Source organism: Bacillus sp. 7884-1, assembly GCF_002272245.1.
Taxonomy (GTDB): domain Bacteria; phylum Bacillota; class Bacilli; order Bacillales; family Cytobacillaceae; genus Neobacillus.
This window is the reverse complement of the sequence record NZ_NPDD01000220.1, coordinates 1-16,849: the sequence shown is the minus strand read 5'-3', so window position 1 is coordinate 16,849 and position 16,849 is coordinate 1. Positions and strand designations below refer to the sequence as shown.

18 protein-coding genes and 1 pseudogene are annotated in these 16,849 nt (G+C 37.8%); 16 read left to right on the top strand and 3 right to left on the bottom strand.

What is annotated here, in order from left to right; all coding sequences use genetic code 11:
• The first annotated feature begins 1 nt into the window (after position 1).
• From CHI06_RS24065 to CHI06_RS24020, 10 genes and pseudogenes are all read left to right on the top strand, one after another.
• Positions 2-1,432: a S1C family serine protease gene (locus CHI06_RS24065; RefSeq protein ID WP_373558169.1), complete on the top strand. Its 1,431-nt coding sequence runs from the start codon at positions 2-4 to the stop codon at positions 1,430-1,432.
• 21 nt (positions 1,433-1,453) lie between these two features.
• Positions 1,454-2,347 (top strand): peptidylprolyl isomerase, encoded by an 894-nt coding sequence (locus CHI06_RS24060; RefSeq protein ID WP_095251094.1) that lies wholly within the window; start codon positions 1,454-1,456, stop codon positions 2,345-2,347.
• Between the two features lie 20 nt (positions 2,348-2,367).
• Complete coding sequence (locus CHI06_RS24055) at positions 2,368-2,784, top strand: hypothetical protein (RefSeq protein WP_257009439.1); 417 nt, start codon at positions 2,368-2,370, stop codon at positions 2,782-2,784.
• 38 nt (positions 2,785-2,822) lie between these two features.
• Positions 2,823-3,017, top strand: coding sequence for an RAxF-45 family protein (locus tag CHI06_RS30985; RefSeq protein WP_306453843.1), 195 nt, complete (start codon positions 2,823-2,825; stop codon positions 3,015-3,017).
• A 143-nt stretch (positions 3,018-3,160) separates the two neighbouring features.
• Complete coding sequence (abc-f, locus tag CHI06_RS24045; RefSeq protein WP_095251091.1) at positions 3,161-5,038, top strand: ribosomal protection-like ABC-F family protein; 1,878 nt, start codon at positions 3,161-3,163, stop codon at positions 5,036-5,038.
• 90 nt (positions 5,039-5,128) lie between these two features.
• Entirely contained in the window at positions 5,129-6,121 is a 993-nt protein-coding gene (mgrA, locus tag CHI06_RS24040; protein WP_095251090.1) for an L-glyceraldehyde 3-phosphate reductase, read from the top strand.
• A gap of 28 nt (positions 6,122-6,149) precedes the next feature.
• Positions 6,150-6,230: pseudogene (locus CHI06_RS30780) on the top strand (cell wall hydrolase); the annotation flags it as partial.
• Between the two features lie 102 nt (positions 6,231-6,332).
• Positions 6,333-7,646, top strand: a complete 1,314-nt coding sequence (locus CHI06_RS24030; protein WP_095251089.1) for a Na+/H+ antiporter NhaC family protein — start codon at positions 6,333-6,335, stop codon at positions 7,644-7,646.
• 85 nt (positions 7,647-7,731) lie between these two features.
• Complete coding sequence (locus CHI06_RS24025; protein ID WP_095251088.1) at positions 7,732-8,307, top strand: YitT family protein; 576 nt, start codon at positions 7,732-7,734, stop codon at positions 8,305-8,307.
• A 53-nt stretch (positions 8,308-8,360) separates the two neighbouring features.
• A complete protein-coding gene (locus tag CHI06_RS24020; protein WP_095251114.1) occupies positions 8,361-8,864 on the top strand; it encodes a mismatch-specific DNA-glycosylase in 504 nt (167 codons plus the stop codon).
• A 201-nt stretch (positions 8,865-9,065) separates the two neighbouring features.
• Here CHI06_RS24020 and shc read toward each other — a convergent pair whose 3' ends face one another.
• On the bottom strand, positions 9,066-10,925 hold the full coding sequence (gene shc, locus CHI06_RS24015; protein WP_095251087.1) for a squalene--hopene cyclase: 1,860 nt from the start codon (positions 10,923-10,925) through the stop codon (positions 9,066-9,068).
• Positions 10,926-11,006: 81 nt separating this feature from the next.
• Between shc and CHI06_RS24010 the strand changes: the two genes are divergently transcribed.
• The 4 genes from CHI06_RS24010 to CHI06_RS23995 all read left to right on the top strand — a co-directional run bounded on the left by CHI06_RS24010 (position 11,007) and on the right by CHI06_RS23995 (position 14,077).
• Positions 11,007-12,143, top strand: coding sequence for a DUF2515 domain-containing protein (locus tag CHI06_RS24010; protein WP_095251086.1), 1,137 nt, complete (start codon positions 11,007-11,009; stop codon positions 12,141-12,143).
• Complete coding sequence (locus CHI06_RS24005; RefSeq protein WP_257009438.1) at positions 12,070-12,519, top strand: CBO0543 family protein; 450 nt, start codon at positions 12,070-12,072, stop codon at positions 12,517-12,519. Before CHI06_RS24010 ends, CHI06_RS24005 begins: the two co-directional genes overlap by 74 nt.
• A 245-nt stretch (positions 12,520-12,764) precedes the next feature.
• Positions 12,765-13,181, top strand: a complete 417-nt coding sequence (locus tag CHI06_RS24000; RefSeq protein ID WP_179159280.1) for a peptidylprolyl isomerase — start codon at positions 12,765-12,767, stop codon at positions 13,179-13,181.
• Positions 13,182-13,294: 113 nt separating this feature from the next.
• Entirely contained in the window at positions 13,295-14,077 is a 783-nt protein-coding gene (locus CHI06_RS23995) for a divergent polysaccharide deacetylase family protein (protein WP_095251112.1), read from the top strand.
• A 34-nt stretch (positions 14,078-14,111) separates the two neighbouring features.
• Here the strand turns inward: CHI06_RS23995 and CHI06_RS23990 are convergent, their stop codons facing one another.
• Positions 14,112-14,597 (bottom strand): hypothetical protein, encoded by a 486-nt coding sequence (locus CHI06_RS23990; protein WP_257009437.1) that lies wholly within the window; start codon positions 14,595-14,597, stop codon positions 14,112-14,114.
• A gap of 166 nt (positions 14,598-14,763) precedes the next feature.
• Here CHI06_RS23990 and CHI06_RS23985 point away from each other — a divergent pair, with 166 nt between their 5' ends.
• Positions 14,764-15,519, top strand: coding sequence for an exodeoxyribonuclease III (locus tag CHI06_RS23985; protein WP_095251084.1), 756 nt, complete (start codon positions 14,764-14,766; stop codon positions 15,517-15,519).
• Between the two features lie 93 nt (positions 15,520-15,612).
• On the top strand, positions 15,613-16,383 hold the full coding sequence (locus tag CHI06_RS23980; protein ID WP_095251083.1) for a class I SAM-dependent methyltransferase: 771 nt from the start codon (positions 15,613-15,615) through the stop codon (positions 16,381-16,383).
• A 50-nt stretch (positions 16,384-16,433) separates the two neighbouring features.
• Here the strand turns inward: CHI06_RS23980 and CHI06_RS30025 are convergent, their stop codons facing one another.
• Positions 16,434-16,580 (bottom strand): hypothetical protein, encoded by a 147-nt coding sequence (locus CHI06_RS30025; RefSeq protein WP_179292764.1) that lies wholly within the window; start codon positions 16,578-16,580, stop codon positions 16,434-16,436.
• Positions 16,581-16,849: the final 269 nt, after the last annotated feature.

Below are 16,849 nucleotides of genomic sequence, written 5' to 3'. Positions count from 1 at the left end.
AATGAGTATGAATTACAAAGATGAATTCGAAAAAGAGAATGAGAAAAATCTTCAAAATACATCAGACGAAATTTCAGATGTTTATGATAACAATAACAAACCAGAAGAAAAAGAACCAGAGACACAGTATGTAGAAGAAACCGTACTTACAGATAACGAGCCAGTAGGAAGAGCGGAGGAATTGGAAGCAGAGAAAAACAAAGAAGAAAAAGGGACTGAACAACCTACAAAACGTGTAGAGTTAAAAAACAATACAAAGAAAAAGAGAAAGAAGGTAAAAGGTTTTGCCTCAATGGTAGCAGCAGGTGTGGTGGGATCTGTGTTGACATTGACCGTTCTCCCATACACCAATTACTTGGATAATTTCCAACAAGCTAATGAAAAACAAACCTTAGGTATTACCCAGCAAAATGCAAATTCAGATGTGAATAGCGTAACTGCACAGCCAACATCTGCAAAGTCTTCCTCTTCCATTGCAGATACTGTAGAGCAGCTGTCCAAAACGATAGTTGGAATTGTCAATTACCAACAGAGTCAAAGCCGAGGATTTTATGGGAGCAGTTCATCTCAAAATGTTGAGAGTGGTACAGGCTCAGGGGTTATTTTTCAAAAGAATAATGATATTGCCTACATTGTAACCAATAACCATGTTGTGGAGGGTGCTACTAAACTAGAAGTATCGTTATATAACGGAGAAAAGGTAAGTGCAGAAATTGTTGGAACGGATGCCTTAACGGATTTAGCAGTTTTGAAAATTGATAGTAAACACGTTGAGGCCATTGCACAGTTTGGTGATTCTTCCACACTAAGGCCAGGTGACCAAGTATATGCAATTGGAAACCCGCTTGGACTTGATTTTGCTAGAACGGTAACCGAAGGAATTGTGAGTGCAATCAATAGGAGTATCGCGGTTTCTACCTCTGCAGGAAATTGGGAAACAAATGTCATTCAAACAGATGCTGCGATTAATCCAGGAAATAGTGGCGGTGCGTTAATTAACCCGGAAGGTTTAGTGATTGGAATCAATAGCTTGAAAATTTCTGAAAGCGGAGTAGAAGGGTTGGGCTTCGCGATTCCAAGTAATGACCTTCTTCCAATTGTGAATGAATTAATTGAGGACGGAAAGGTAGAGAGACCGTATCTTGGTGTGGGACTTGCTGATTTAACAGAAGTGCCGCAATTATATTGGGAGAACCTTCCTGAAAGTGTCAAAGAAGGGGTAATGATTACAGCGGTTGAACCGAACTCCGCAGCAGCTAATGAAGGTTTAGAAGCACAGGATGTGATTGTTACCATGAATGGTACAAAAATCGCCAACTCCTCAGAATTAAGAAAATTTTTGTATTCTGATGTAAAAATTGGCGATGTAGTTAAATTTGAAGTATATCGTGATGGAAAGCTTACCACAGTGAACGTTAAGCTAGCGAAATAACCTAAGGGAGCAAACAATAGAATGGTTTTTATCAAGCAAAATAAGAAATTAGTTTTCGTTATAGGAGTACTCATACTAGCAATAGGTGTTTTTCTAAGCTTAGCGTTATCAAAGGATAAAGCAATTGCAAAAATTAATGGTGATGCTATCAGTAAAGATGAATTGTATAATGTGATGGTGAAGCAATATGGAGCTGCAACGGTGGAACAATTGATAGCTGATAAAATTGTTGCCTCTGAAGCTAAAAAACAAAAAATAACGATTTCAGATGAAGAATTGAATAAAGAAGTGGACAAATTAAAGGAGTCTTATGGCGGAGAGGAAGATTTTGAACAGGTATTGGCTTCAAATAATACCACAGTCGATGTTCTAAAAGAAGATCTTAAAAACTATTTGACCATGCGTAAATTAATTGAACCACAAATAAAAATTACTGATGAAGAGTTAAAGACTTACTTTGATGAAAATAAAGATTCTCTTGGTGAAGCAGAACAAGTAAAAGCAAGCCATATTCTAATTGAAGATGAATCAACTGCTAAAGAAATTAAACAAAAGCTAGCGGATGGAGCCGATTTTGCAGAATTAGCAAAGGAATACTCAACGGATGAAGGTTCCAAGGAAAATGGTGGAGAGCTTGGATTTTTCCCTAGAGGTACAATGGTAACAGAATTTGAAGATGTAGCTTTTTCGCTTCCAATAAATGAAATCAGTGAGCCAGTAAAATCTGATTATGGGTATCATATTATTAAGGTTGAAGAGAAAAAGGAAGCAAAAGAGGCAAATTTTGATGAAAGTAAGGCTGCAATAAAAGAAACATTAATAGATGAAAAAATGGAATCAGAGTACACTACTTGGCTTGAAGGAATGAAAAAAGATTATGATATTGAGAATAGCCTTGAAAGTGTTGTAGGATAACTCTTCATTAAGAGGTGAGAATGATGAATCAGGTCGGAAGATATGCAGCTAGTGAAGAAGTAGATGGCCTCGAACTGATGAAAATGGTCATGGAACTACCTGAAAAAGACAAAATGCTCATGTGGTCTCAAGGGTATATCGATCTCGTAGTTGAAAAAATGCCTGAATACGCTCGTGATATTTTGGAGAATCGAAAGGAAAAATGGGAGGATACAAAGGCATTTTATCTCGATCAGATTGAAGAAATACTAAATGATGAGGAATTTAAAAGACAAGCAAAGGGCAAACGGAAGGAGTTTGCCCTTTTTGTCATGGAGCACTATCGTGATCTCCAGTCCCTATTGTTTGCTGCTTATGATGGAAAAATAACCGAAGAAGACGTAAGGAAATTTGTCTATAGGAGACGGTTTGGCGGAAGGAAAAAGTATCTTCATTAGTTAAAACCTTTCTAATTGTCTGAATAAATAGGCTTGCAATGATGGCTAGAACTATTTACAATAGAATTATCTTTAAGTTGAAACGGAGGTGTAAAGAGATGGTTCGTTCTATTTTTGTACGTGTACAGTGGCTTGAAGCGTTATATTTGTGCCGTGCAATTTTTCATGAAGTAGTTTTCAAAGGGGGAAGTCTGTCCTTTTTTCAAAATTACAAAATGAATATAGAACGATAAACACATCTCTTTACCCATTATTAAAATAGGTGAAAAGAGGGTGCCTTTTTAGCACTCTTTTTTCATGCCAATTTTTCGGTGCGGGTATCTATGGATGCCTGCATTTTTTTGTAAAGAGAGTGTTCAATTAAAGGAGAATGAACATGATTGTATGTAGTGTTAATCATATAGCAAAATCATATGGCGGAAATATTATTTTTGAAAATTTATCCTTTGAAGTCCATGAAGGAAATCGTGTGGGTTTGGTTGGACGGAACGGCAGCGGGAAAACCACATTGTTAAAGATGCTTGCTAATCAAGAATCAGTTGATGGTGGAGCGATTCATTGGAAAAAGGGATTGAAAATCGGCTACCTTGCCCAAATTCCGGATTATAAGGACTTAACCGTAAAAGAAGTATTAAAAACTGCCTTTGTGCAATTAGTAGAAACAGAAACAAAACTTCAGCAATTAGAATTTGAAATGGGGCAAGAGCTGACCCCTGCCTATTTACAAAGGCTTATGGATCAATACGGAAAACTTCAGGATGATTTCATTCTAAACGGCGGCTATGAAATGGATGCACAAATGGACATGGTTTCCCATGGTTTAAATATCACCGACCTGATTAATAAACCTTTTTCACTCTTAAGTGGTGGTGAAAAGACGAAGGTTGGACTCGCGTTAAGCTTATTAATGAAACCTGAACTACTGTTATTAGATGAGCCGACAAACCATTTAGACTTAATGGCAATTGAGTGGCTTGGCACATTTCTAAAGGAATATTCAGGGACGATTATTCTTATTTCGCATGACCGCTACTTTTTAGATGAGGTCGTAACAAAAGTTCTTGATATGGAGGATGGCGAAATTGAGCTTTACCATACAAATTTTAGCGGGTTTGTAAAAGAGAAGGAAGAGCGATTGCTAAGGGAGTTTCAGGAATATCAGGAGCAGCAGCGAAAAATCAAAAAAATGAAGGAGGCAATTAAACGCCTTCGTGAATGGGCCAATCGGGCCAATCCGCCAAGCGCTGCCCTTCATAAGAGGGCTACGAATATGCAGAGGGCACTGGATCGGATGGAGAAACTCGACCGTCCAAAGCTTGATGTGAAAAAAATGGCGATTGATTTTGAAGCCAATGACCGGAGCGGAAAGGATGTCATTAAATTAGAGGATGTCTCGAAAAACTTTGGCAGCAGGAAACTTTTTGAAAATGTAAATATGCTTGTTCAATACAAGGATCGGACTGCGATTGTTGGTGAAAACGGAACGGGAAAATCAACGTTGTTAAAAATGATTCTAGGTGATTGTGATAGCGATAAGGGAACTGTAAAGGTAGGGAGTAACGTAAAAATCGGCTATTTATCTCAGCATGTGTTTCAGACCATTGGAGAGGAACGGGTAATTGATGTATTCCGGTCTGAAGTAATCGTTAACGAGGGGGAAGCAAGACATATTCTAGCGCGATTTTTATTTTACGGACCAGTGGTATTTCGAAAGGTCAATCAATTGAGCGGCGGAGAAAGAATGCGATTGCGCCTTGCTCAGCTTATGTATCAGGATATTAATCTCCTAGTGCTAGATGAACCGACAAACCACCTTGATATTGATTCATGTGATGTTTTAGAAGAGGCATTAGAACAATTTAACGGCACCATTTTGGCCGTTTCTCATGACCGTTATTTTCTCAATAAATTGTTTAATAAAGTATATTGGCTCAAGGACCAAACTGTTTACTTCTTTGATGGAAACTATGATTGGGCTAAAGGAAAATTAGACAATGTAAAAGTGTCTCAGCCAGCAACACCTGAAAAAATAGCACCAATAAAGAATGCTAAGCCTTTAAAAGCAGCAGCGGTCCCTAACAAGGCTATCGAGATTGAACAAATGCTTGAGGAGTTAGAAGGCCTAATTCACAAATTGAAGCAGAAGATGGAATCAGGGATAGATTTGGAAATGCTTCAAAAACAATACACCGAATTAGAGCAGCTGGAAATAGAACGAGAGCATTTATATAAACAACTGGATGATGTCGTTTAAGTTTACTGTCAATCCTCAAGAGAAGTTCTCTCTTGGGGAATTTTTTGTTAGCGTTTATAATGGAAATGAGAGCAAAAAAGGAGGAATAAAATGGTTTATTTAGCGGATGAGTCTCGATATGGAACAATGCAATACAATAGAAGCGGTAGGTCGGGCTTACAATTGCCAGCAATATCATTAGGGCTATGGCATAACTTTGGCGGTGTTGATACATATGAGAATGGCCGTTCAATGCTTAGAAGAGCATTTGATTTAGGGATTACTCACTTTGACCTTGCAAACAATTACGGGCCGCCGCCTGGGTCCGCAGAAGAAATGTTCGGCAAAATGATAAAAAGTGATTTTGCACCTTACCGAGATGAGATGATTGTTTCTACGAAAGCTGGTTATACAATGTGGCCCGGACCGTATGGGGACTGGGGTTCAAGAAAATATCTTGTTTCCAGTTTAGATCAAAGCTTAAATCGAATGGGTTTAGACTATGTTGATATATTTTATTCTCACCGTCCAGACCCGAATACTCCACTTGAAGAAACGATGGGCGCACTAGATTCAATTGTCCGCCAAGGTAAAGCCCTGTATGTTGGTATTTCAAACTATAGTGCAGAACAAACCGAGGAAGCGGTGAAAATCTTAAATAGATTAGGAACTCCACTTGTTATCCATCAACCAAGCTATTCAATGCTAAATCGCTGGATAGAGGATGGATTGCAGGATGTACTGCAAGAAAATGGAGTAGGTTCGATTGCATTTTGTCCACTAGCGCAGGGCTTGTTAACGAATAAATATTTAAACGGAATCCCAACCGATTCTCGAGCGGCAAAAACACAAAGCTTTTTAAGTAAAGATCAAGTGACAGAAGATATAGTAAAACGAGTGAAAAAGCTGAATGAAGTTGCGGTTGAACGCGGACAAAACCTAGCACAGATGTCTCTTGCGTGGGTTCTTAGGGGAGGAAGGGTAACATCCGCATTAATCGGTGCTAGCAGGGTTAGTCAGATAGAAGAGAATATGGCTGCTTTGAAAAACCTTTCCTTCACTGAGGAAGAATTAAATAGGATTGAGGATATCTTAAAAAGTTAAAACGGCGAAGTTCTGTCCCCATGATTAGCCTCTTGTTGGACGATTCAAACTGCATTGTTTCTATCAGCCAACAGGTGAAGAATGCGAAAATATTTATAACACCTATTAATTCGAATGGAGCCGTATTTCTCGGCTCTAATTTTTTTGCTTTTCGAAAGATAAAGCAATCATTTAATTAGATTTATTAAAAAATTAAGGTTGGTCCTTCAAAATGAAAAGATTCTCAATGAAACAATTAATTCTTCTACTTACCGTTACATTAACGGGTGTTATATGGTCCGTTATATTTCATCAGCCACTTGTCATAGGGTTTTTGCCAGGTTTTATTATTTTAGTCTATCTTTCAAAACAGAATAAGCAGGGTGTCAAACAAATCCTCCTGATAAGTATAAGAGGAGTTTATAAGACTAGGGTTGTAATTATAATTCTATTCCTAGTTAGTTTTTTACTCCCTTCCTGGTATCTTTCAGGGACGATTGAACAAATGGTGAAAATCGCACTTCATTTCATTAATCCGCATTATTTCTATGTTTTAACATTTGTCGCTGCGTTGGTCTTTTCTATGCTGCTTGGAACAACGGTTGGGACTCTTAGCGCGATTGGTATTCCGATATTGGGGACAGCCGTGGTATTAAATTTGCAGCCCGAGATTGTTGCAGGAGCATTGGTCTCAGGGGCGTTTGTCGGGGACAGAACCTCACCATTTTCGAGTGCTCATCAGCTGCTAGCACATACAATCGAACTACCAGTTAAAAAACAATGGAATGCGATGTTATTTACTACATTTATCGCTGTAGGAGTGTCTATTCTTTTTTACGGAAGTTTCGATTTCTTTTCTGAAGTAACAGTCCGTGCTTCAGAACATTTACGATGGAGTGATCTATCGTTGACAAAGTTTATACCGCCCATCATTTTACTTCTCTTAGTTCTGTTCCGAGTTAGTATTATTTATGCTTTTCTAACAAGTATTATTTCCGCTGGTATCCTATCGTTGTTTGAAGGAGTTTCGTTCGTGGAAATTGCTTACGCTTTTTGGAATGGAATTGAAGGTCTAGGCGGGGGTTTTCTTCATATGTACGAACTATTGCTGTTTCTTGCCTTAGCGGGTGCCTATAATGGTCTATTGGAAGAATTGAACGTCATTCAACCTTATCTTGATAAATGGCTGCAGAGTTCAACTTCTTTAACAGGAGACACGATTAAAACCTTGCTAGCCACTCTAGTAATAAGTTTTATTGCCGCTAATCAAACACTGCCGATTATCCTAACGGGAAGGTCCTTCTTACCTCATTGGTCAAGTAAATATGGGAAAGTAGAATTGGCAAGAGTGATGGGGGATACGACCATGCTCTTCCCGGGGATGGTGCCTTGGAGTGTGTTGGCGATTATGTGCAGTACCATCGTCGGAATTCCAATCTTGGAGTATTTGCCCTATGCATTATTTTTATGGCTTTTACCTATTTTGACGGTTATGGTTTCCTTGTTCAAACATGTCCGAAAATCAAAAAGTATAGCAACTGCTTAACGTAAGGTGCCTTTTTGTTAAGAATGAACTCCCTTGTAACCACATATAAGTGGTTATATAGAACTTTGGACAAGGGATGGGAATCATGCTTAAAAAATTAGCGGTTATCGGATTTGGAAGTACGATGATTGGAGTTGGGGTGAACGGATTTATATTGCCCTTCCATCTTATTAATGGCGGGATGTTTGGAATCAGTATTTTATTCAACTATATATGGCATTTTAGTATTGGATTGACGTTTGTTTTATTGAATATTCCTGTTTACTTACTAGCGTATAAGTCAGATATTAACTATTTTACTTATGGATTGATTGGGGCATTTTTCTCAGGCTTCATGATTGAAATCTTAGTGCCTTTAAAAAATGTATTTCATTTACCCATTATCTCATCTGTGATTATCGGCGGTACTATCGTCGGTATTGGGGTAGGGACGATGTTGAGAAATCAGATAAGTCCAGGCGGAATGGATTTACTGGCTTTACTGTTCGCAAAATGGACAAAGGTTAACGTAGGAATCATTGCTTATGCGATCGATACAGTGATTATTATGTCGAGTCTACTTCTGCTTCAGGAGCCTAGATTACTATATTCGTTATTAATTGTTTCGATTGTTGGATTACTAGCAACAGCCTTCACCTCGGTGGGGCATTATGAAAAGTGAAGATGGTTTAGTAAAATAGGGTCATTAATGTTTTTTGAATAGAGGTTACTATGTTGAAGTTAGTAAATGATCATATAAAAGAGAATTTGAAGATTTTATTCGTGGGATTTAATCCTAGTATTCGTTCAAGTGAAACGGGGCATCACTTTGCCAATCCTAACAACCGGTTTTGGCGCATCCTACATGATGCTGGTTTGACTCCTCGGAAATTCGATGCGTCTGAAGATGCCAAACTATTAGATTTGGGAATGGGGATTACGAATATTGTCGCTAGACCCACGAAAGCTGCAGATGAAATTACAAAGGAAGAATATAATGAGGGTAAAGAAATACTCAGGAATAAAATTGAGCTGCTAAAGCCGAGGGTGGTCTGTTTTGTTGGGAAGGGAGTGTATCAGGAATACAGCGGCATGAAAAGTGTTCCGTGGGGGAGGCAGGAAAAGGCAGTCGTCCCCGGAACAATTGATTTTGTCGCACCATCGTCCAGCGGCCTAGTAAGAATGAAAGTGGAAGAAATCGTAGAAATTTATCTTGGACTTAAGGAAATAATAGAGTAATTTATAAAAATTGATATATTTTATATCTCAATCTGACTAATTCAGATACTAAATTTTTAATTATTTTTCCATATATCTGAGATAAATTAATTATATCTGCGTTAATTAGAAATATATCTGCGATAAATCAAATATATCTGCGATAATCCAAATTTATCAGCGATGAACAAAAACTCGACGGAGCAGATGAGTCCCGTCGAGTTATTTTTCGAACTTTTTACGATAATGTGCTAAGGCAAGCAACGGGAAAATATTGCGGTAGCTATGATAGTGTATATAAAAAGCCCCGGCCATTCCTTGTCCTTTCGGATAGGAGGTGGTCCAATCTTCTTTGTCTAGGTTCTTCAATAAAAAAGAAATACCTTTGCGGATTTCATTGGTGGGTTTTTCTGAAACGCTTATTAATGTATCCAGTGCCCAGGCGGTATGAGTTAAGGTGCTGGCTCCCAGTGGTTTATAGGTTTCGTTATTGTCACTATAACAAGACTCACCCCAGCCTCCATCGACGTTTTGAATATGATGCAGCCAATGGATCGCTTTTTGAATCGAAGCATCACTACTAGGAACTCCTACTGCTGTTAAACCTGTCACCGCCCCCCAGGTACCGTAAATATAACAAATGCCCCATCTTCCATACCAAGAACCATCCCACTCTTGGTGATCTAACAGCCAATTAACTCCCTTTTTAATACTTTGATGATCTCTCGATAAATTGGTATAGTTGCCAAAAAACTCAAGAGTACGGCCGGTGATATCTGCACACGATGGATCAGTTAGGATAAATTGAGCCTTCTCAATAGGGAGAAACTCAAAAAGCTTGGTATCGGTATTTTTTTCAAAAGCAGCCCAGCCACCGTCATTGTTTTGCATTGATAGTAACCAGTTAATCCCCCTACTCCACGCGCCTGTAGAATTCATTCTAGAAATTGACCTCAAAGATGCGGTTGTATCATCGACATCTGGATTGATTGTATTAATATCTGAAAAGCCCCAGCCTCCTGGTAAACTGTTAGGATTATGAATCACCCAATCTCCGAATTTGTCGTGCTGCCGGGCTAGTAAATACTGATTCGCTTTCAAAACCATTGAATCTTCTGGTGAGATTCCTGCTTCTTGCAGTGCGTAGCCAATTAACGAGGTATTCCACACATTTGCCGTTGTGTATTGCATATGTGGAAGTCCTTTAATGGTAGTTCTCATCGCTTTAATACCGTCAATAGCAACTGTAATAACAGGGTCGTTTTTCTTATATCCCAGTGCGAGGAGGGCGAAAATCATTAAGAAGGTAGAGCTGTAGTAGCTATAAAACGTACCATCTGCTTCTATGTGGTTGAGCATATATTTTTTTGCCCGCTGCAGTGCCAGCTCATGAAGCTGTTGTGGCAGCCCCATTAGATTCTTAACCCCTTTTTCCATAAAAGAGAAAAGGGAACGTATTTCCTCCGAACGAATCCAGGTATCAGAATCAGCACGTCCTCCACGTAAATCGGAAAGGTCAGGACTCTTTTTGGTCGTTAAGGTAAATTTCTTATCAGTAAGAATAAGCAAGGGGGTCAGATTTGCCCTGCCATATACAGAAAAGGAATAGAAATTGATTGGAAAATTGAGTGGCAATAAGATTAACTCTATCGGAAGGGGGGAGAAGGAGGGCCATTTCATTTGCCCTGTTATTGATAACATCACTTTTGTAAACATACTAACTTCTTCCAAACCACCCTTGGATAAAATATATTTTTTTGCTGCACGAAGCCGTTTATCCTGCTTTTCAAAGTAACCAGAATAGAGGAGTGCATAATAGGATTCTACGGTGGCAGTGAGATTACCAGACACTTCATCATAAAAAAGCTTCCAGGTACCATTCTTTTCTTGTCTCTGTAAAATCCTCTCAGCCAGCCCTTTAATTAATTCTTCATCATTTATTTCCAATGTCCGTAATAAAATGATCATATAGGCATCTGTCGATAATCCAGTTTCAAATGGATAATGCCAGGAGCCATCGGGAGATTGATCCCTTCTAAGTGACTCAACCAGCCAGTCAATGCCTTTACTTGTATTGACCATCGCAAGCGTTCATCCTCTCCCAATTGAATATTCTCATCTATACATATTCAGCAAGTAGACAGAGAATTCTCGAGGGAGGTTATGCTTATTTTTTTTATCAGAAGCAGGGAAAAAACTCCGATTGAAAACATTAAGGATGAATTAAAGGTAAAGGCGAAAAAGAATGTAGTTATTGACCCCAATATATTAACAAAAGAGGAACAGGGTCTTCTAGAAAAGATAAGAAAGAATACAAGCGAACTGAACCTTAATAATGTGACAAGAACTAAAGCGTATTTTGATGTTTACCAAAAACATCCTGAAATCCATTGGGCATTTTTAGGGCATATGGTATCTAGAAATGGCGGCTGGAATATGACCGATTTAAAAGGTGATCTCCTCACACGCTTGCTTACGAAAAAAGAAAGGAATGACTTTTTTACCTTTTTAGAACGCGGAAATTGGCTGATTTTTCAAGACGCTTATCCACAATTTTTACTATACAGTGAAAGCATAAAAAGAAAGAAACCTTTATTTTATTTGTTGCCTTATTTGAACATATCCATCTTCATGGAGACGATTTGGAATTACTTTTGGAGTGTACCTGACACCTATCTCCTCACAATGGCTCTTATCATTAATGAACAAAATTATTTGGAAAAAAGGGTAATCCAAAATCCCATCTATCAGAAGGGCGTACTTAACACGTTGGAGTTTAAGCTTCAGGATGTGCTCTCATTTAATCATATTTTGTTTCCCTATCGAAAAAAGAGCCTTGCCGGGCAAACACTCCATCAGTTTCAATCCTTACATGAGCGTATTCTTTTAGGTAAAAGATTGTATGCTGTTCTTTTTCAAAAAAAGGAATTAGTAAATCAATTTGTACAATGGGCAAAAGTACACCCCCATACAGGGTCTAGAAAAGATTATTGGCCGTATATTTTTAATAATGTGAATGAAGGTGTTCCAGGAATTCCCTATCAGCTTCGCTTAAATGCCTGCAAGCTTAGATGGGGAGCAAGAAAAATCTATAGTCCGGATTTAACGTCTGCGTGGAAAAATGTTCATCACCTAGAAGCGGAAAAGGGAGATTGGTTTAGTGAGTGGCAAATAGCTGACTATCTCTCGGAGCTTAATGAAACACAAATTAACGGGGAGATTGAATATGAATACTGTAAAACGCTTGAAAGGCTTGAACTTGCCGCCTTGGCAAAAAAAGTCATTACCATTTTTGATTAAAGAATATGGCCCTGTAATCATATTGACTATATTGCTGGGTACTTCCTTGGATCTTTTCTTTGTTGACAAGAAAATGTACATGTTCCCAATTCGACCATTTCCTGAGGTGTTGTCGTTTAATATTGCCTTCACCTTTGTAGGATTGCCAATTCTCGTTCTGGTTTACTTAATGATGATGAAAAAGGTTACGAAATGGGGGAAGGTTGGAATTATTATTTTTCTAAGCTTACTGATGCCTATTTTTGAAAGGTTTTCTGAACTCTTTGGTTTATTCGAGCATTCTGTTGATTGGAAGCATATCTATAGCTTTTATGGGTATCTGGTTTTCTTTTCGTTTATTTTCTTATTTTATCAATTGACTAATAAAGAGCATTAAAAAAGCCAAGACCTCAGGTCTTGGCTTCTCGTAATGCCGCTACCAACGACACTACGTACCCCTTCCGTCCGTACAGTGGTTAAGTGTCCCGCAACAAGCGAATGTTCGGAAGGGGTACTATTATAATACCACAATATTGAGGATTTAATCCATGAAACTTTCTTTTCTGTCAGGAAAAGTGTATGATAAAAATGATTTTTTACATAAAGGAGATGTTCATTGTGGCTAAAAAAGGACACATTCAAATGCAAAACGGAGAAAAAATTGAATTTGAATTATATCCAAACGAAGCACCTGGTACTGTTGCAAACTTTGAAAAGTTAGCAAAAGAAGGTTTTTACAATGGGTTGAATTTTCACCGCGTTATTCCTGGATTTGTAAGCCAAGGTGGGTGCCCAACTGGAACTGGTACGGGTGGCCCTGGTTACACAATTAAATGTGAAACACAAGGAAACCCCCACACACATGTCCCTGGTTCTCTTTCTATGGCGCATGCTGGTAAAGATACAGGCGGTAGCCAATTCTTTATCGTTCACGAGTCCCAGCCGCATCTAAATGGTGTTCACACTGTTTTCGGTAAAGTGACTTCTGGTCTTGAAGCAGCAAAAGCTATGCGCAATGGCGATGTTATGGAAAAAGTGGAAGTATACGACGAAGAATAGGATGTACGAAAGGAGCCGAGCAATTGGGCTCTTTTTTCGTATATTCAAAACGCGAGAATGAATCAAATCTCTCAGGGCAAATTAACGTAAAAACATCAATATGGGAGGTTTTTATGAAAAGATTTGCTCTTTTACTCATCCCGTTTTTGTTGCTCTCCATGCAAAATCCAGCTTTAGCTAAAAAGAATGAAAAGCAGCTTAAGGCTGCTATTATTATTGATGACTTCGGGGGAGGGACGGGTGGAGTTAGAGATTTTCTTGAAGGAAACATTCCAATTACTGCCGCAGTCATGCCTTTTACCGAACACTCGAAGGAACACGCCGAATGGGCCCATGAAAATGGATTTGAAGTCATCGTTCATTTACCGATGCAGCCAAAAAGAGGAAAGCGCTCGTGGCTCGGTCCGAAACCGATTACGGTAGATCTTTCATCAAAAGAGGTAAAGCAAAGGGTGGAGGATGCATTAAAGTCCGTTCCCTATGCAGTTGGGATGAACAACCATATGGGTTCGCTAGCGGTCGAGGATGAGGAAATCGTAAGAGCGATTGTAGCAGTTGCCAAGGAGAAAAAGTTGTATATTATCGATAGCGGTACAAGCCCTAAATCAAAGTTTCCAAAAGTTACAGAGGAAATGAACGTCCCGCTTTTAAAAAGAGATGTCTTCCTAGATGATATTTCCTCCTCAAGCCATGTCAGAAAACAGATGAAGAGATTAGCTAAAATAACCGAATTTACAGGCAAGGGAATTGCGATTGGACATGTTGGAGTCACAGGAAAGGTATGTTCAGTAGGGATTTTTCAATCAATGGATGAATTTAAAAGACGAAACATCAAAATAGTTCCAGTTTCACAGCTATTTGCAACAAAATTAACAGAACAATATCTTATCCCATAAAAAAAGACAACTTAAAGTTGTCTTTTTTTGAGGTTTAGCTTAGTTTATTCTTCTTCTCATAAAAGAATTGGAAAATATATAGTAGACCTGCTTTGAATAAGAAGATGAGGAAAAAGCGGAATTTACTTAATCTAATTAAAGAGGCATATCCGAGTTTTTTTAATATAGGAACTTGGATATAAACAAAAAAAGCATTAACACTGAAATTTGTAATAAAGTATCTTTTCAAATTACCATATGTAAATTTCATGATCCATAGGGTTCCAATGAAGAATGGTCCAATTATGAGTGGGAGTTCTCCAATAACTTTTGGAAACAGTTTTTTATGAAAATAACCACCAAGTTTCTTGTGCGCAAACATGCCCTCAACTAGAACAAACATACAAATAAACAATGCGCCTGGGGTAAATCGCTTAAATATTCTTTTTCCTAAAAAAGGTGCAGTTAGCCAGGGGATAATCATCATGACTGTATAGACAAGCTTTTCATATCTTGTTAAGAATTTAATTAAGTATTTCATAGGGGACTTCCTTTTTTAGTTTATTTTTCCTGTTTTTTGGAAATTTATTTCGTTATTTTTGAAAAACATAAGACAGCAAAATCGCAGTGCTTTCCATCATTAGCTAAAGCTGATAAAATGACTCCTATCAATCTATAAAAGATAGTAACAGGAGAGGGATAGCATAATGAAATTAGTTTCTTGGAACGTTAATGGGCTAAGAGCCTGTGTTAATAAAGGATTTTTAGATTATTTTAAAGAAGTTAATGCAGATATTTTCTGCGTACAGGAGACAAAATTACAGGAAGGTCAAATCTCACTTGATCTCGAAGGGTATCATCAATACTGGAACTACGCAGTCAAAAAGGGCTATTCTGGTACAGCTGTTTTTACAAAAAAGGAACCAATTTCAGTCTCTTTTGGTTTAGGGAATGAAGATTCACAAGATGAAGGCCGAATTCTTACGTTAGAATTTGAGGGTTTTTATCTTGTAAATGTTTATACTCCGAATTCTCAAAGAGATTTAGCAAGAATAGATTTCAGATTAGCTTGGGAAGACAGGATTTTCTCACATTTAAAAGATTTAGATCAAATTAAGCCTGTAGTTTTATGCGGAGATTTAAATGTGGCTCATCAGGAAATTGACTTGAGAAATCCAAAATCAAATTTAGGTAATTCTGGTTTTACAGTGGAGGAACGCGGAAAAATGACTTCCCTCCTGGAGTCAGGATTTGTAGATAGCTACCGCCATTTTTATCCAGATAAAGAAGGGTCTTACACATGGTGGAGCTACATGGCTAAGGTTCGTGAGCGGAATATTGGCTGGCGGATTGATTATTTTATTGTCTCAGAAAAACTTCGTGACTCTTTAATTTCTGCAGATATTCATTGTGAAATAATGGGCAGCGATCATTGCCCGGTTGTTCTAGAATTTGAAATGTAAAATCCTATAAGTTTTTCTTATGATGAATCATAAAAACCTTGTAATTTTAATTAGTAATTGAATAATATAAATTAGAATTAAGAGGTGATTCTCATGGATATAAAAAAAGTTGTTCAACAGCAATTTGGAAAAAATGCAAGCTCTTACGTTTCAAGTCCCATTCATAAGGATGGAAAAGACTTAACGAAAATGGTGGAAATGGCTAAACTAAATGGACAGGAAGTCCTGCTTGATATTGCAACAGGCGGCGGGCATACAGCCAATGCATTTGCACCATTGGTTAGTAGGGTAACGGCAGTTGATCTTACTGCAGAAATGCTGGCAGCTGCTGAGAATTTCATTAAAAATAATGGCCATCAAAATGTTGAATTTATACATGGAGATGCTGAGCAGCTGCCATTTCCGGATGAGTCATTTGATATTGTTACCTGTAGAATTGCGCCACATCATTTTCCTCATGTGGATTTATTCATAAAGGAAGTACATCGAGTATTAAAGCCCAAAGGACAATTTCTACTGGATGATAATGTAGTCCCAGAGCATAATGAATACGATCAATTCTATAATACGATTGAAAAGTTACGGGATTATAGTCATTTTCGTGCTTGGAAAAAGTCCGAATGGATTCAAAAGCTTGAGGATAGTGGTTTGGAAATATTTGAATGGTACCGATTTGAAAAGACTTTTCGTTTTGAATCATGGTGTGCGAACATGAAGCTGCCAGAACCTGAAAAGAATCAGTTAACTCAATTGGTTATTAAAGCATCCAAAGAAATCCAAAAAAAATTTAGAATTCAGATTGAGAATGATATAATTATTTCTTTTGTTGGAGAAGCCATAGTTTTAAAAGCGATAAAAAGGTAAGTAAAAACCCATAGTATAAAAGAGGATAACCTCTTTTATACTATGGGTTTTTAAAATTCAAAAGGACTGTGCAGGTCATTTAGCGCTGTTCCAAAAACATCAAATTCAGGTGATTTCTCACCGTTACTTGAGTTTTCATCCTGATTTTCCTGACTCGTAAGAACTTTGTCAGCATCTTTTTTCTGGATATAACTCAAGGTTACATCATCTCCTTTTTTGGGAATGAATTATATTGTATTTTTTCCCATAAAAATAGTTCTAAACCAATTTTTTTTTTTCGATACAAAATCTTTGTGATCTTTTAAGATTTTAAATATTTTTGGATAATTTATTTGTGTTTTTCACTTCCAAAAAAATCCTTAAAATTTGGTGTTGATTTTTGTCGTAATTCGTTGTAAGATTATCAATGTCGCCGATACGATGTGGCGAAGTTAGCAACATACTTTTCTAGTTAGTTTTAATTACA

What these genes read in the sequence shown, in the direction of transcription:
- CHI06_RS24065 (WP_373558169.1), top strand. Translation starts at nt 2, where the DNA reads ATGAGTATGAATTACAAAGATGAATTCGAAAAAGAGAATGAGAAAAAT.
- CHI06_RS24060 (WP_095251094.1), top strand. Translation starts at nt 1,454, where the DNA reads ATGGTTTTTATCAAGCAAAATAAGAAATTAGTTTTCGTTATAGGAGTA.
- CHI06_RS24055 (WP_257009439.1), top strand. Translation starts at nt 2,368, where the DNA reads ATGATGAATCAGGTCGGAAGATATGCAGCTAGTGAAGAAGTAGATGGC.
- CHI06_RS30985 (WP_306453843.1), top strand. Translation starts at nt 2,823, where the DNA reads ATGATGGCTAGAACTATTTACAATAGAATTATCTTTAAGTTGAAACGG.
- abc-f (WP_095251091.1), top strand. Translation starts at nt 3,161, where the DNA reads ATGATTGTATGTAGTGTTAATCATATAGCAAAATCATATGGCGGAAAT.
- mgrA (WP_095251090.1), top strand. Translation starts at nt 5,129, where the DNA reads ATGGTTTATTTAGCGGATGAGTCTCGATATGGAACAATGCAATACAAT.
- CHI06_RS24030 (WP_095251089.1), top strand. Translation starts at nt 6,333, where the DNA reads ATGAAAAGATTCTCAATGAAACAATTAATTCTTCTACTTACCGTTACA.
- CHI06_RS24025 (WP_095251088.1), top strand. Translation starts at nt 7,732, where the DNA reads ATGCTTAAAAAATTAGCGGTTATCGGATTTGGAAGTACGATGATTGGA.
- shc (WP_095251087.1), bottom strand. Translation starts at nt 10,925, where the DNA reads ATGGTCAATACAAGTAAAGGCATTGACTGGCTGGTTGAGTCACTTAGA.
- CHI06_RS24010 (WP_095251086.1), top strand. Translation starts at nt 11,007, where the DNA reads ATGCTTATTTTTTTTATCAGAAGCAGGGAAAAAACTCCGATTGAAAAC.
- CHI06_RS24005 (WP_257009438.1), top strand. Translation starts at nt 12,070, where the DNA reads ATGAATACTGTAAAACGCTTGAAAGGCTTGAACTTGCCGCCTTGGCAA.
- CHI06_RS24000 (WP_179159280.1), top strand. Translation starts at nt 12,765, where the DNA reads ATGCAAAACGGAGAAAAAATTGAATTTGAATTATATCCAAACGAAGCA.
- CHI06_RS23995 (WP_095251112.1), top strand. Translation starts at nt 13,295, where the DNA reads ATGAAAAGATTTGCTCTTTTACTCATCCCGTTTTTGTTGCTCTCCATG.
- CHI06_RS23990 (WP_257009437.1), bottom strand. Translation starts at nt 14,597, where the DNA reads ATGAAATACTTAATTAAATTCTTAACAAGATATGAAAAGCTTGTCTAT.
- CHI06_RS23985 (WP_095251084.1), top strand. Translation starts at nt 14,764, where the DNA reads ATGAAATTAGTTTCTTGGAACGTTAATGGGCTAAGAGCCTGTGTTAAT.
- CHI06_RS23980 (WP_095251083.1), top strand. Translation starts at nt 15,613, where the DNA reads ATGGATATAAAAAAAGTTGTTCAACAGCAATTTGGAAAAAATGCAAGC.